The sequence below is a fragment of the Antarcticibacterium flavum genome, assembly GCF_006159205.1.
Taxonomy (GTDB): domain Bacteria; phylum Bacteroidota; class Bacteroidia; order Flavobacteriales; family Flavobacteriaceae; genus Gillisia; species Gillisia flava.
Genome location: NZ_CP040812.1, coordinates 1,735,834 through 1,748,629, shown reverse-complemented (window position 1 = coordinate 1,748,629; position 12,796 = coordinate 1,735,834). Strand labels below are relative to the sequence as shown.

12 protein-coding genes are annotated in these 12,796 nt (G+C 41.5%); 4 read left to right on the top strand and 8 right to left on the bottom strand.

What is annotated here, in order from left to right:
• Nucleotides 1–6 precede the first annotated feature (6 nt).
• The 3 genes from FHG64_RS07280 to gcvP all read right to left on the bottom strand — a co-directional run bounded on the left by FHG64_RS07280 (nucleotide 7) and on the right by gcvP (nucleotide 4,641).
• A complete protein-coding gene (locus tag FHG64_RS07280) occupies nucleotides 7–528 on the bottom strand; it encodes a methyltransferase domain-containing protein (protein WP_139065791.1) in 522 nt (173 codons plus the stop codon).
• Nucleotides 529–530: 2 nt separating this feature from the next.
• On the bottom strand, nucleotides 531–1,589 hold the full coding sequence (locus FHG64_RS07275; protein WP_139065790.1) for a 3-oxoacyl-ACP synthase III family protein: 1,059 nt from the start codon (nucleotides 1,587–1,589) through the stop codon (nucleotides 531–533).
• A 202-nt stretch (nucleotides 1,590–1,791) separates the two neighbouring features.
• A complete protein-coding gene (gene gcvP / locus FHG64_RS07270; protein WP_139065789.1) occupies nucleotides 1,792–4,641 on the bottom strand; it encodes an aminomethyl-transferring glycine dehydrogenase in 2,850 nt (949 codons plus the stop codon).
• A gap of 130 nt (nucleotides 4,642–4,771) precedes the next feature.
• Between gcvP and FHG64_RS07265 the strand changes: the two genes are divergently transcribed.
• Nucleotides 4,772–5,596 carry a UbiA prenyltransferase family protein gene (locus FHG64_RS07265; protein ID WP_139065788.1) on the top strand — a complete coding sequence of 275 codons (825 nt, stop codon included), beginning with the start codon at nucleotides 4,772–4,774 and terminating at the stop codon, nucleotides 5,594–5,596.
• Here the strand turns inward: FHG64_RS07265 and FHG64_RS07260 are convergent.
• From FHG64_RS07260 to FHG64_RS07240, 5 genes are all read right to left on the bottom strand, one after another.
• Nucleotides 5,580–5,843 carry a hypothetical protein gene (locus FHG64_RS07260; protein WP_246054326.1) on the bottom strand — a complete coding sequence of 88 codons (264 nt, stop codon included), beginning with the start codon at nucleotides 5,841–5,843 and terminating at the stop codon, nucleotides 5,580–5,582. The two genes, FHG64_RS07265 and FHG64_RS07260, sit on opposite strands and share 17 nt — an antisense overlap.
• Nucleotides 5,844–5,845: 2 nt before the next feature.
• Nucleotides 5,846–6,397, bottom strand: coding sequence for a sigma-70 family RNA polymerase sigma factor (locus FHG64_RS07255; RefSeq protein WP_139065786.1), 552 nt, complete (start codon nucleotides 6,395–6,397; stop codon nucleotides 5,846–5,848).
• An 86-nt stretch (nucleotides 6,398–6,483) separates the two neighbouring features.
• Nucleotides 6,484–8,517, bottom strand: coding sequence for a M3 family metallopeptidase (locus tag FHG64_RS07250; protein WP_139065785.1), 2,034 nt, complete (start codon nucleotides 8,515–8,517; stop codon nucleotides 6,484–6,486).
• A 244-nt stretch (nucleotides 8,518–8,761) separates the two neighbouring features.
• Nucleotides 8,762–9,250 (bottom strand): 5-(carboxyamino)imidazole ribonucleotide mutase, encoded by a 489-nt coding sequence (gene purE / locus FHG64_RS07245; protein ID WP_139065784.1) that lies wholly within the window; start codon nucleotides 9,248–9,250, stop codon nucleotides 8,762–8,764.
• A gap of 40 nt (nucleotides 9,251–9,290) precedes the next feature.
• Nucleotides 9,291–10,448, bottom strand: a complete 1,158-nt coding sequence (locus FHG64_RS07240; RefSeq protein ID WP_139067917.1) for a 5-(carboxyamino)imidazole ribonucleotide synthase — start codon at nucleotides 10,446–10,448, stop codon at nucleotides 9,291–9,293.
• A gap of 131 nt (nucleotides 10,449–10,579) precedes the next feature.
• On the opposite strand from FHG64_RS07240, the gene FHG64_RS19575 reads away from it, so the two are divergent.
• The 3 genes from FHG64_RS19575 to obgE are packed head-to-tail and all read left to right on the top strand — an operon-like array spanning nucleotide 10,580 to nucleotide 12,742.
• Nucleotides 10,580–11,110: a phosphoribosyltransferase gene (locus FHG64_RS19575; protein WP_139065783.1), complete on the top strand. Its 531-nt coding sequence runs from the start codon at nucleotides 10,580–10,582 to the stop codon at nucleotides 11,108–11,110.
• A 3-nt stretch (nucleotides 11,111–11,113) separates the two neighbouring features.
• Nucleotides 11,114–11,692 carry an adenylate kinase gene (locus tag FHG64_RS19570; RefSeq protein WP_139065782.1) on the top strand — a complete coding sequence of 193 codons (579 nt, stop codon included), beginning with the start codon at nucleotides 11,114–11,116 and terminating at the stop codon, nucleotides 11,690–11,692.
• Nucleotides 11,693–11,734: 42 nt separating this feature from the next.
• Nucleotides 11,735–12,742 carry a GTPase ObgE gene (gene obgE, locus FHG64_RS07225; protein WP_139065781.1) on the top strand — a complete coding sequence of 336 codons (1,008 nt, stop codon included), beginning with the start codon at nucleotides 11,735–11,737 and terminating at the stop codon, nucleotides 12,740–12,742.
• The last annotated feature ends 54 nt before the right edge of the window (nucleotides 12,743–12,796 follow it).

The window sequence follows — 12,796 nt, the reverse complement described above, 5'->3', positions numbered from 1 at the left end:
TAGTTGTTATTGTCTTTCAGCATATACTGCATAGTACCGGGGTGTAAATTTGCGCAGGAGGGGTCTTATTCCAATTTTGTTTACAGGATTTGTCCACTTTTCGGTGCTTTTAATTTTCCAGCCTGCTTTTTCCAGCAACCAGTCAAATTGCCAGTCTTCAAATTCGTGGAAATGCCTGTCCCGCATATCGGTATCGCTCCTGTATGCATCAGCAAACCACAATTTGAGAGGAACTGTGGCGACCAGTTTTTCGGCCTTCATCTCTCTCAAAATATTAAAAGGTGCTACGAGATGTTCGAAGATCTCGAAAGCCGTCACCACCTCCAGGCCCGGTTCCTGCACAGCTGTAGTGTCCAGGTCAAGGTCTTCACCCCGGGTATTGGTTACTGTGTATTGTTCCTTTTGCATGATGAGTGAAAATGGATTTTCTACCCCCAGGTCCAGGACAGTTGCCGGTGGTGGAACATGTTTTTTTAAGAAGTCTAAGGTCTGTTTATATCTTTTATTAGGAAAAGTGTGCTCGTACATTCTTAATATTGGTAAACCACGGCATTAATATTCATTCCCGCACCTACGCTGGCCAGGATTATAACATCACCTTTACTTAGCTTCTGGTCTTTTATTTCGCCTCTTCGCACAAGATCCAGAAGGGTGGGAACCGTGGCTACACTGCTGTTGCCTAGTTCCTGTATACTCATAGGCATTACATTTGGTGGTACCGGGCGTTTGTGTAATTTATAAAACCTCGCAACTATGGCGTCATCCATTTTTTCATTTGCCTGGTGGATAAAGATCTTTTTTACATCATCTATGGTCTTCCCGCTTTTTTCCAAACAGGTCTTCATAGCCGTTGGGACGTGGGTGAGGGCAAATTCATAGATCTTCCTGCCGTTCATTTTTATAAAACGGGTATCATCTTTTTCTTCCGCACGGTTGGATTTGCCAAAATAAATGTGGTGCGCCTCCTGATATGCAAATGTGGCCGACTGATGTGCTAAAATACCTCCATCACCTTCTGCTACCTCAAGGACTGTAGCCCCCGCACCATCTGAAAAGATCATTGAATCCCGGTCATATTTATCCACTACTCTCGAAAGGGCCTCAGCTCCAATTACGAGGCACTTTTTTGCCATTCCACAACGCATAAAAGCCTGGGCCTGTATAACTGCCTCTATCCATCCCGGGCAACCAAACAAAACATCATAACCAACACATGATGGGTTTTTTATCCGCAAATTATGTTTTACTCTGGTAGCGAGACTGGGCACTGCGTCACTTTGAACACTACCGTGTTTTACATCTCCATAATTATGGGCTACAATTATATAATCCAGCGTTTCAGGATCTATTCCTGCATCTTCTATGGCCTTTTGTGCTGCCACAGTTGCCATATCTGAGGTGGTAAGTTCTTCCTCCAGGTATCTTCGCTCCTCAATGCCGGTTATAGCTTTAAATTTTTCAATTGTTACCTCGTTAGCATGGGGGAAGCCGGAGCCATCAATATTTAAGAATTCGTGCTTCAAGAAATCTGAATTCTTCCTCTTCAAATTGGGGATGAAACTACCAACCCCTGTGATCATTATACTCATTGAAACGAAGTAATTTTGTGATTGTTTTAACTAAATTAATAAAATCCAGCTTAACCGGACCCGGTGAAATGGTTTTATTTCAGCAGATTGGGGATAAGATATAATTTTAATTAACCTGTTGAGAAATAAGAAAAAATTTGGTCTTAATTTGAATATATAATAAAAAAGGCGCAAAATAGTTTGCGCCTTTTTTAAATAGAATCTAGGCTTCCATGTATTCTTCAATGGGATCACAGGTACAAATTAAGTTCCTGTCTCCAAATGCGTCATCTACGCGTCTTACACTAGGCCAAAATTTATTATCGGCTATGTATTCTAGCGGGAATGCTGCCTGTTCTCTTGAGTAAGGGAAATCCCACTCATTTGCTGTAAGCATTGCCAATGTATGAGGTGCATTCTTGAGGATATTGTTTTCATCTTCCTGAGATGATTCATTGATCTCCTGGCGAATGGATATCAGGGCATCACAAAAACGGTCAAGTTCTGCTTTACTTTCGCTTTCTGTAGGTTCTATCATTATGGTTCCGGCAACGGGAAATGATACTGTAGGGGCATGGAAACCATAATCCATAAGTCGTTTGGCTATATCTACCACTTCAATCCCATTATTCTTAAATGGACGGCAATCAACTATCATTTCGTGTGCAGCCCTTCCCCTTTCACCTGAATATAAAGTTTGATAATGTTCCTTAAGCCTTGCTTTTATATAATTTGCATTAAGGATAGCATATTCTGTAGCCTTTTTAAGGCCATCGCTTCCCAGCATTGTTATATATCCATAAGAGATTAGGCATACAAGTGCCGAACCCCAGGGTGCCGAGGAAATAGCAGTAATTGCTTTTTCACCACCGGTCTCAATTACAGGATTCCCCGGGAGGAATGGTAATAATTGCTTCGCAACGCATATTGGTCCTACGCCAGGGCCTCCACCGCCGTGAGGTATAGCAAAGGTTTTGTGAAGGTTTAGGTGACAAACATCTGCACCAATTACACCCGGATTTGTCAATCCAACCTGGGCATTCATATTTGCGCCATCCATATAAACCTGCCCGCCGTTATCATGTATGATCTTTGTCACTTCTCTAATAGAAGATTCAAATACTCCGTGAGTTGAAGGATAAGTAACCATCAAAGCTGCAAGGTTATCCTTATGTTTTAACGCCTTCTCCCTAAGGTCCTCAACATCTATATTTCCTTCCTTTGTAGCCTTTGTTACCACCACTTTCATTCCTGCCATTACTGCAGAGGCCGGGTTTGTACCGTGGGCAGAGGATGGGATAAGACAAATATTCCTATGAGATTCACCCCTTGATTCGTGGTAAGCACGAATTACCATTAAGCCGGCATACTCTCCCTGTGCTCCAGAGTTTGGCTGCAGGGAAGTTCCTGCAAAGCCTGTGATCTCTGTCAACTGGTCTTCCAGTCTCTTTAACATTGTTTGGTAACCTTCTGCCTGGTCAATGGGTGCAAAAGGATGTATATTCCCCCATTGCGGGTTGCTCAAAGGCAACATTTCAGAAGCTGCATTAAGTTTCATAGTACAGGAACCAAGAGCTATCATTGAGTGGTTAAGAGAAAGATCTTTTCGCTCCAGTTTCTTGATATAACGCATCATATCGGTTTCAGAATGGTAGGAGTTAAAGACATCCTGGGTAAGGAATTCTTTCTTTCTTTCCACTTCCTCCTGTATGCTGGTGCCTTCTTTAAGCTTTTCAATATAACTAACATCCTTTCCGGCTGCTTCAGCAAAGACTGATATGATCCTGTTGAGGTCTTTTATATTTGTTGTTTCATTAAGGGCTATCACCACTGTTTCCTCATCTGGATAATAGAAATTGATCCTGTTCTTTTCAGCAACTGGCCTTACAGTTGCGGCGCTGGCTTTGATTTGAAGCGTATCGAAATATGTGGAGTTAAGTTGTTGGTAACCCAATTCCTTTAGTTTTGCCTCGAGTGTCACTGCAGAGGAGTGAACAGTATCTGCAATATATTTTAAGCCTTTTGGCCCGTGGTAAACGGCATACATTCCTGCCATTACTGCAAGTAATACCTGGGCAGTACAAATATTTGAAGTAGCCTTGTCTCTTTTGATATGTTGCTCCCTGGTTTGTAGTGCCATACGAAGGGCGCGATTTCCATTAAGGTCTTTGGTAACCCCAATGATCCTTCCCGGGATACTTCGTTTAAATTCTTCCCGAGTAGCAAAGTAAGCAGCGTGCGGCCCCCCGTATCCAAGCGGGATTCCAAAACGTTGGGTAGTGCCCACAACAACATCTGCTCCCAGTTCTCCTGGTGCCTGCAGCCTTACAAGACTCAAAATATCGGCTGCCACTACCACCCTTATCTGGGCATCTTTACAACCTGAAACAAATTTAGAGTAATCGTAAACTCTCCCGGATCTTCCCGGATATTGGATTATGGTACCAAAAAATTCTTCTGAAAAATCAAATTCTGAATGATCACCAATTACCAGTTCTATTCCCAGGGGTATTGCCCGAGTTTTTAATAAAGAAATTGTTTGTGGCAGTACTTCATCTGAAACGAAGAACTTCACAACTTCATTTTTCTTTTGATCCCTTTCCCTTACTGCAAAAAGCAGCGCCATGGCCTCTGCCGCGGCCGTAGATTCATCAAGAAGAGAAGCATTTGCAAGCTCCATTCCTGTAAGATCACTAACCATAGTTTGAAAATTTAGCAAAGCTTCCAGTCTTCCCTGGGCGATCTCTGCCTGGTAGGGGGTATAAGCAGTATACCAACCCGGATTTTCCAATATATTGCGCTGGATCACTGCAGGAAGTATAGCCTGGTGGTATCCAAGGCCTATATATGTTTTAAAAACCTTATTTTTGGCTGCAAGTTCTCCAATATGCTCTGCGTACTCATTTTCACTTAGTGCAGGAGGGAGGTTTAGCGGGGTTTTTAACTTGATATCGTCGGGAAGGGTTTCGTAAATTAACTGGTCTAGACTGGACACTCCAACAGTTGAAAGCATTTCTTGAAGTTCACTTTCATTGGGGCCTATATGTCTTAGGGCAAATGAATCTGTTCTCATTAAAATAAAGTTGTGTTTTGTCCTGCGAAATTACGTATTTTAAACGTAATTTTTTACAATTTAAGAACTTAGGGATGTTAAGATTTCGAGCCTTTTCAAGTACTTTCTATTTAGACCGGATTCCATTTTTATGAGCCTTTGGAAAAAGTCACTGGACTTTTATATAAACAGTAGTATTCATCTTTCTTTAGCCATTGTAGCATTGGCGGCAGTGACATGTTTAAATTTTAGAATTCCATTTGATCTACCCCTGCTTCTCTTTATTTTTTTTGCCTCGGTTACCGGTTATAACTTTATAAAATATGCGGGTATTGCCAGGCTGCATCACTTTAGCCTTGCCGGTGATATAAGAATGATACAGGTCTTTTCCCTTTTTATATTTGTTGGTTTGATCATTTCCGCATTTTTCCTACCGATTAATGTACTGATATTGGCGGCGGTCATGGGGTTATTTACATTGCTCTATGCCCTGCCTGTTTTTAATGAAAACAGGAATCTAAGGGCGCTGCCAGGTGTGAAAATCTATGTTATCGCCTTTGTAGTCTCCGGGGTGACTGTTTTAATGCCCCTCAATACTGAAATGGGAATTTTTCAATGGGATGTGCTAATTAGCTTTTTGCAGCGCTTTCTCATAGTGATCGCCCTTGTCCTGCCTTTTGAAATACGGGATCTCAAGTATGATATGGCGCAATTGGGGACAATCCCTCAAATCCTGGGGGTGCGGCGCACACGACAGGTGGGTTACCTCTTGATCCTATTATTTTTTATATTGGAATTTTTAAAGCAGTCAACAGATTTGGCCTCTGTTACAGCTTTATTTTTATTGACTATCTTAACGTTCTTCTCGCTAAAAAATGCTGTGATTCGCCAATCTAAATATTACGCCTCTTTTTGGGTAGAAGCTGTGCCTATTGGATGGTTTCTTAGCTTGTTTTTTGCTAAGATTCTTTTTTAGAGATCTCCTTTTCGATCTTTTCTTTCCAGGCTTTCTTTTCTTCCTCGGTACAGGTTTTAAGGTCGGCCTTCTTGATAAGAGAGGTGAGTTTGATATTATTGTTGGAGTATTTCTTGCACGGTTTGCAAATGATAAGATGCAGGTGGATCTTTAACTTCTCAAAGAAGGAAGCCTCTTCATATTGTACTTTGTCACAGCAATGTGCAGCTTCTGAACAATCTACAAATAACGATTTAAATATACTCATTTTTAAAACCAGTTTTTTTCTAAACATTCAGCAAGCGATACCCGTGCCCTGTGAATGATCACCCACAGGTTAGACGGAGTGATATTAAACTCATTACATATGGCTTCGGTATCAAAACCTTCAATCGTTTTCATTTTGAAGATCTTTGCCTGTTTTTCATTCAACGTATTCATACAATCCAGGATAGCAGTTCCAAGTTCCTCGTTTTCCATTATATCTTCAGCAGTCATATCAAACCTGTCTGGCGCCTGTTCTTCCAGCCAGTCTCCTTCATTGGATTCATCGCTGTAATTGATCCTTACTTCAGCTTTACCCTTATTGGAATTTATTCTTCTGTAATGATCTATGATCTTACGTTTCAAAATGGAAATTAACCAGGTACGTTCTGTCGCTTCTCCTTTAAAATTTTTCATAGATTTGAGCCCGGCAAGAAATGTCTCTGAGATGAGGTCATTTGCCAGTTCCCTGTCATTCACCCTTACAATAGTGTAATTGAACAGGTAATCTGAATATTTATCCACCCACTTGGTGGGGTCAATAAGGTTTGTTGCCATTTGTCTATGGAATATATCCAAAAATAAGAAAAGAAGGCACAAAATATCTTCTTTTATGCCTTCTTTTATAATAATGCACCGGCTTTTTAAAATTCAGGGGTTTCCTCTATCAATCCCGCTCTTCTTAACAGAGCATCGGGCTGGGGCTCTTTGCCTCTAAATTTTTTATAGAGTTCCATTGGATGCTCTGTCCCTCCACGGGAAAGGATATTGTCTTTAAATTTTTGAGCGACTTCCCGGCTAAAGATCCCTTCCTGTTTGAAATATTCGAAAGCATCTGCATCCAATACCTCTGCCCATTTATAGGAATAATATCCCGCAGAATATCCACCCTGGAAAATATGGGAGAAAGAAGTACTCATGCAATTCTCCTTTACATCGGGGAACAGCCTTGTTGGCTCAAAAGCCTCATCTTCGTGTGATTTTACATCTTTTATTTCTTCAGGATCAATCGCGTGCCAGCTCATATCCAGGAGTCCAAAACTAATTTGTCTCACGGTAGCCATACCTTCCTGGAAATTGGAGGCATCCTTTATTTTTTGAATAAGGTCCCCGGGAATTACGTCACCTGTTTCATAATGCTTGGCAAAAAGCTCCAGAGCCTCCTGCTCATAACACCAGTTCTCCAACACCTGACTTGGGAGTTCTACAAAATCCCAATATACACTGGTGCCGGAAAGTCCGGGGTAAGTAGTATTGGCCAGCATCCCATGCAGGGCGTGCCCAAATTCATGAAATAAGGTTGTCACTTCATTGAAGGTGAGAAGGGCCGGGGTATTCTTTGAAGGCTTGGTAAAGTTGCAAACAATCGAGATGTGGGGTCTTTCATTTTCCCCATTCCTAACCTGCTGTGGGCGGTAAACGGTCATCCAGGCACCATCCCGCTTCCCGGGTCGTGGATGGAAATCGGCATAGAATAATGCTATATCTCTGCCTTCACCGTTGGTAACCTTATAAGTGGTAACATCTGGGTGATAAACATCTATAGTATCTACCCTGGAAAATTCAAGATCATATAATTTTTTTGAAATTTTAAGAACCCCGTCTATAACCTGCTCCAGTGGAAAGTAAGGTTTTAGTTTTTCATCATCAAGATCAAAAAGTTTTTGCTTTAGTTTTTCAGCATAATAGGCAGCATCCCATTTTTCCAACTGATCAATCCCGTCCAGTTCCCGGGCAAATTCTTGCAATTCTTCAAATTCTTTCCTTGCAGCAGGTTTTGCCTTCTCCAGGAGATCGGCCAGAAAAGCCTCTACCTTCTCGGGACTCTCTGCCATACGTTCCTCCAGTACAAAGGCAGCGTGTGTGGAATAACCCAGCAGGTTAGCCCTTTTATGACGCAGGGAAGAAATCTTAAGAACATTTTCCCGGTTATCAAGCTCATCATTGTGAAATCCTTTTGAACCAAAAGCCAAGGCCATTTTTTTCCTTAGCTCCCGGTTTGCTGCATATTTCATAAATGGAAGATAACTTGGATATTCCATGGTGAAGATCCAGCCTTCTTTTTGTTTAAAAGAAGCAACTTCCCGTGCTTCATCGATAACTGCCTGTGGTAAACCTGTTAGGTCTTCGGTGGCTGTTATATGCAGCTCAAACCTATTAGTTTCAGCCAGGACATTTTCACCAAACTTTAAGCTTAAGGTAGATAACTGCTTGTCAATTTCCCTTAATTCCTGCTGTTTTTCCTGCGGAAGGTTGGCGCCGTTGCGGGCAAAGGATTTGTATTTCTTTTCCAGAAGGGTTTGTTGCTCCCGGGTAAGTTCCAGGTTGTTCCTGTTCTTAAAAACTCTTTTAACCCGAAGGAACAACTCCCTGTTGAGGATTACGTCGTTCCTGAATTCTGATAACACCGGGGAAATTTCCTGGGCTATTTTTTGAATTTCGTCATTCGTTTCGGCAGAGTTGAGGTTGAAAAAAATACTCGTTACCAAATCGAGTTGCCTTCCTGAAAAATCCAGGGCTACGATCGTATTCTCAAATGTGGGTTCCTCGTTGGAGTTGGCAATAGCCTCAATTTCAGCTTTTGCCAATTTTACAGACTCCAGTATGGCCGGCTTAAAATGTTCATTTTTGATTTTTGAGAAGGGGGCATATTTGAAATCTTGCAAAAGTGGATTCATAAATTTATTTTGAAAATTTTTAGATTTTGTAGGAAAAGGTGTGCAGTTAGACGTTTTTTACTTGACTTTGACCTTTATTTCCAATTTTTAATGTATATTTCGGCATTAATTATGATAACAAAAAGTTAACGATAAGTAGTTACTATTGGTTTAGATTAATATATTTAGAATGGTTAATAAATTATAATTCTGGCAAAAAGTACTACTCCCGGCCACGCTTGCGTGGCCTTTTTTTATTCTAAATTTAGGAATTCTCCAGACTTTTAGCTCCTTCTATCACTTTCATTTTAAGGCCTTCTTTATAGGCCAGGATCTTATCAAGCATACACTTATCTGTAGCCGCAATAATTTGAGCGGCGAGAATTCCTGCATTTTTGGCGCCATTTAAGGCAACTGTGGCAACAGGGACCCCACCCGGCATTTGGAGAATTGAAAGAACAGAATCCCAGCCATCTATTGAGTTGCTTGATTTAACAGGTACGCCAATCACCGGCAGGGGAGAAAGGGAGGCTACCATGCCCGGCAGGTGGGCTGCCCCGCCTGCTCCGGCAACTATGACATTTATGCCCCGGGTATGTGCATTTTTGCCAAATTCAAAAAGTTTTTCAGGGGTGCGGTGTGCAGAGACAATATCTACTTCAACTTCTATATCAAATCCTTTCAGGATATCAATGGCTTCCTGCATGACGGGAAGATCACTTGTGCTTCCCATGATTACTGCTACTTTACTCATTTTTTAATATTTTATACGTCCGCTTTATCCTTGATGCTGTTTATTCACTTATAACTTTTATACTTTCCTTTACCCTGCCTGCAATTTCCCTTGCTTTTGCCAGGTCCTCGTGGATAATAGTAACATGGCCCATTTTTCTGAATGGACGGGTTTCTTTTTTTCCATAAACATGCGGGGTCACTCCGGGCAATTTCATTATTTCTTCAATGTTCTTATAAGTAACGGGGCCTGTATGTCCTTCTTCACCGGCCAGGTTTACCATGATAGCTCCGGTTTTGCTTTTGGTCTCCCCAAGTGGCAAGTCCAGGATAGCACGTAAATGCTGTTCAAACTGGTTGGTATAACTTGCTTCAATGCTATAATGTCCGCTGTTGTGTGGACGGGGGGCAACTTCATTTATAAGGATCTCATCGTCCTTTGTTTGGAACATCTCGACTGCCAGCAGTCCTACATGTTCAAAGGCTTGTGAGACTTTTTCTGCTAATTTCCGGGCCTTGGCAGCAACTTCATCATCAATTCTGGCTGGACAAAGTACATATTCTACCTGGTTTGCTGTAGGATGGAATTCCATTTCAACTACCGGGTAGGATTTAACTTCACCTTTTGGAGACCTGGCAACGATAACCGCCAATTCATTTTTAAAAGGTACGAGGTTTTCTGCAATACATTTTCCCTCTGGTAATTCTTTTAATTGATCTTGGGATTTGAGAATACTTACCCCCCTGCCGTCATAGCCACCGGTTGCACTCTTCCAAACTATGGGTAAGCTTATATCACCCTTTTCAACAGCTGCTTCAAATTCTTTTTTTGTGGAAAATATTTTGAATGGCGAGGTTGGGATACCGTGATCTTCAAAAAATTGTTTTTGTACGGCTTTGTCCTGGATCTTTTCCAGGGTTTGGTAGGATGGATAAACTTTTTTTCCTTCTTTTTCAAGTTGCTTAAGGGCTTCCACGTTCACAGCTTCAATTTCAAAGGTAAGCAGGTCTACCTCCCTTCCCAAAGCCAATACAGTATTATAATCCATTAAATCTCCTTCGCGAAAGGTATTTGCTGCCAGTTTTGCAGGAGCTTGTGGGCTCGGATCCAGAACAACCGTGGAGATGTCAAATTTACGGGTTTCATAAAGTAACATTTTACCAAGCTGGCCTCCACCGAGAATGCCTAATTTAAAATTGGATGAAAAGTAATGAACCATACGAATATCGAGTTTCAGCAAAAATAATTTTTTAAGATGGATTGTCGAAGTATTCCTCTATAAATCGGTTAAATACTTACCTGCTTGAATTGTTTAGAATCCTTATCTTTGATCCTTTAAAATAATCTGCTTTGATCCAGTTACACGATTTAGAATTCGTCCCTTATATTTCAGAAGAAACCATAACTACAGCTATTGAGGAACTATCTGTACAAATAAACAGGGATTATGAGGAGAAAACACCAATTTTCCTGGGAATCCTAAACGGTGCATTTTTAGTTGCTTCAGAAATTATAAAAAGATTTCCGGGGGCTTGTGAGGTGAGTTTTGTGAAACTGGGTTCTTATGAAGGAACAACTACTACCGGAAAGGTGCAAACTTTGCTGGGCCTTACCCAGGAGCTGGAAGGCAGGGAAGTGATTGTAATAGAAGATATAATTGACACGGGGAACACACTTGTTGAGATCGACAGGATCCTAAGGGAAAAGAAAGTTTCCGGTTACAGGATCGCGACCCTTTTCTATAAGCCGGAAGCTTATAAAAAGGAACTGTCAATTGACTATATAGGAATAGAGATCCCGAATTATTTTATTGTTGGATATGGCCTGGACTATGATGGATTGGGCCGTAATCTTACCCAGGTATATAAACTTAAAAAATAAACCATGACAAATTTGGTGCTGTTTGGACCTCCGGGAGCCGGTAAGGGAACCCAGGCAAATGTTCTAAAGGATAAATATGACCTCGTTCATATCTCAACAGGAGATGTCTTTAGATACAATATTAAAAATGAAACAGATCTTGGTATGAATGCCAAGTCATATATGGATAAGGGACAACTGGTCCCGGATGAGGTAACCATTAATATGCTGGAGGCAGAAGTGGACAAAAATCCAAATGCCAAAGGTTTTATTTTCGATGGTTTCCCCAGGACAGAAGCCCAGGCAGATGCTCTAGCTATCCTGCTGGAAAAGAAAGGGACAGAAGTTTCTGCTATGATAGCATTGGAGGTCGAGGACAGAATTTTGATAGACAGATTGCTGGAAAGGGGTAAAACATCTGGCAGGACAGATGATGCAGATGAAGCTATAATAAGCAACAGGATCAAAGTATACTATGAGGAAACAGCGATCCTTAAGGAATATTACCTGAAAAAAAATAAATATTTTGGAGTTGACGGGGTAGGATCTATTGAGGAGATCACCGCAAGAATAAGTGCTGTAATTGACTCTTTACAGCAATAAAAAGAGGTGTCTCTAAATAGGTGAAGCCTTAAAAAAAGAAAGATGACTGAAGGGAATTTTGTTGATTACGTAAAAATACATGTAGCTTCCGGTAAAGGGGGACAGGGATCTGCTCACCTTAGACGTGAAAAATATGTGGCCAAAGGTGGCCCAGATGGTGGAGATGGAGGCCGTGGAGGTCATGTAGTATTAAAGGGGAATAAAAATCTTTGGACCCTGTTTCATCTTAAATTCAAACGCCACATAAGGGCTGAACATGGGTCAAGTGGTGGAAAACAGACCAGCACGGGGGCAGATGGGCAAGACCAGTATATTGAAGTTCCGCTGGGCACTGTGTTAAGAGATACCGAAACCCAGGAAATACTGCATGAAATAACAGAAGACGGGCAGGAGATCATCGTGGCCGAAGGTGGTAAAGGTGGTCTTGGTAACAGCCATTTCAAATCCTCAAAAAACCAAACCCCGCGATATGCCCAACCCGGGCTGGAAGGGGAGGAGAAGGATATTACACTGGAGCTTAAGATCCTTGCCGATGTTGGCCTCGTAGGCTTTCCAAATGCCGGTAAATCTACCTTACTTTCTGTTATTACGGCAGCAAAACCCAAGATAGCCGATTACGAATTTACCACCCTTAAACCCAACCTGGGTATTGTGGAGTACAGGGATTACCAAACCTTTGTTGTGGCAGATATCCCCGGTATTATTGAAGGTGCGGCAGAGGGAAAAGGTATTGGACATAGATTTCTAAGGCATATTGAGCGGAATTCTACATTACTATTCCTTATCCCTGCAGACGCCAGGGATATTGTTAAGCAGTACGAAATACTCCTTGATGAGCTGCGACGTTATAATCCTGAAATGCTGGATAAAGACCGATTGATCGCTATCTCGAAGAGTGATATGCTTGATGAGGAACTCAAGGCTGAGTTGAAAGCAGAGCTCGATGGTAATTTAAATGCTCCTTATCTATTTATATCGGCCGTGGCACAGCAGGGCCTGGTTGAGTTAAAGGATAAACTATGGGAAATGCTAAATAAACAGGCTGTTTAATTCTTGTTAATCAGCTATTTCGGGGTTTGATTTTTATGTAACTTTAAAATAAAA

Excerpts from the sequence above, each read along its gene's own strand:
- FHG64_RS19570 (WP_139065782.1), top strand. The coding sequence starts at position 11,114 with ATGACAAATTTGGTGCTGTTTGGACCTCCGGGAGCCGGTAAGGGAACC.
- FHG64_RS07250 (WP_139065785.1), bottom strand. The coding sequence starts at position 8,517 with ATGAATCCACTTTTGCAAGATTTCAAATATGCCCCCTTCTCAAAAATC.
- FHG64_RS07280 (WP_139065791.1), bottom strand. The coding sequence starts at position 528 with ATGTACGAGCACACTTTTCCTAATAAAAGATATAAACAGACCTTAGAC.
- obgE (WP_139065781.1), top strand. The coding sequence starts at position 11,735 with ATGACTGAAGGGAATTTTGTTGATTACGTAAAAATACATGTAGCTTCC.
- purE (WP_139065784.1), bottom strand. The coding sequence starts at position 9,250 with ATGAGTAAAGTAGCAGTAATCATGGGAAGCACAAGTGATCTTCCCGTC.
- gcvP (WP_139065789.1), bottom strand. The coding sequence starts at position 4,641 with ATGAGAACAGATTCATTTGCCCTAAGACATATAGGCCCCAATGAAAGT.
- FHG64_RS07260 (WP_246054326.1), bottom strand. The coding sequence starts at position 5,843 with ATGAGTATATTTAAATCGTTATTTGTAGATTGTTCAGAAGCTGCACAT.
- FHG64_RS07275 (WP_139065790.1), bottom strand. The coding sequence starts at position 1,589 with ATGAGTATAATGATCACAGGGGTTGGTAGTTTCATCCCCAATTTGAAG.
- FHG64_RS07265 (WP_139065788.1), top strand. The coding sequence starts at position 4,772 with ATGAGCCTTTGGAAAAAGTCACTGGACTTTTATATAAACAGTAGTATT.
- FHG64_RS07255 (WP_139065786.1), bottom strand. The coding sequence starts at position 6,397 with ATGGCAACAAACCTTATTGACCCCACCAAGTGGGTGGATAAATATTCA.
- FHG64_RS07240 (WP_139067917.1), bottom strand. The coding sequence starts at position 10,448 with ATGGTTCATTACTTTTCATCCAATTTTAAATTAGGCATTCTCGGTGGA.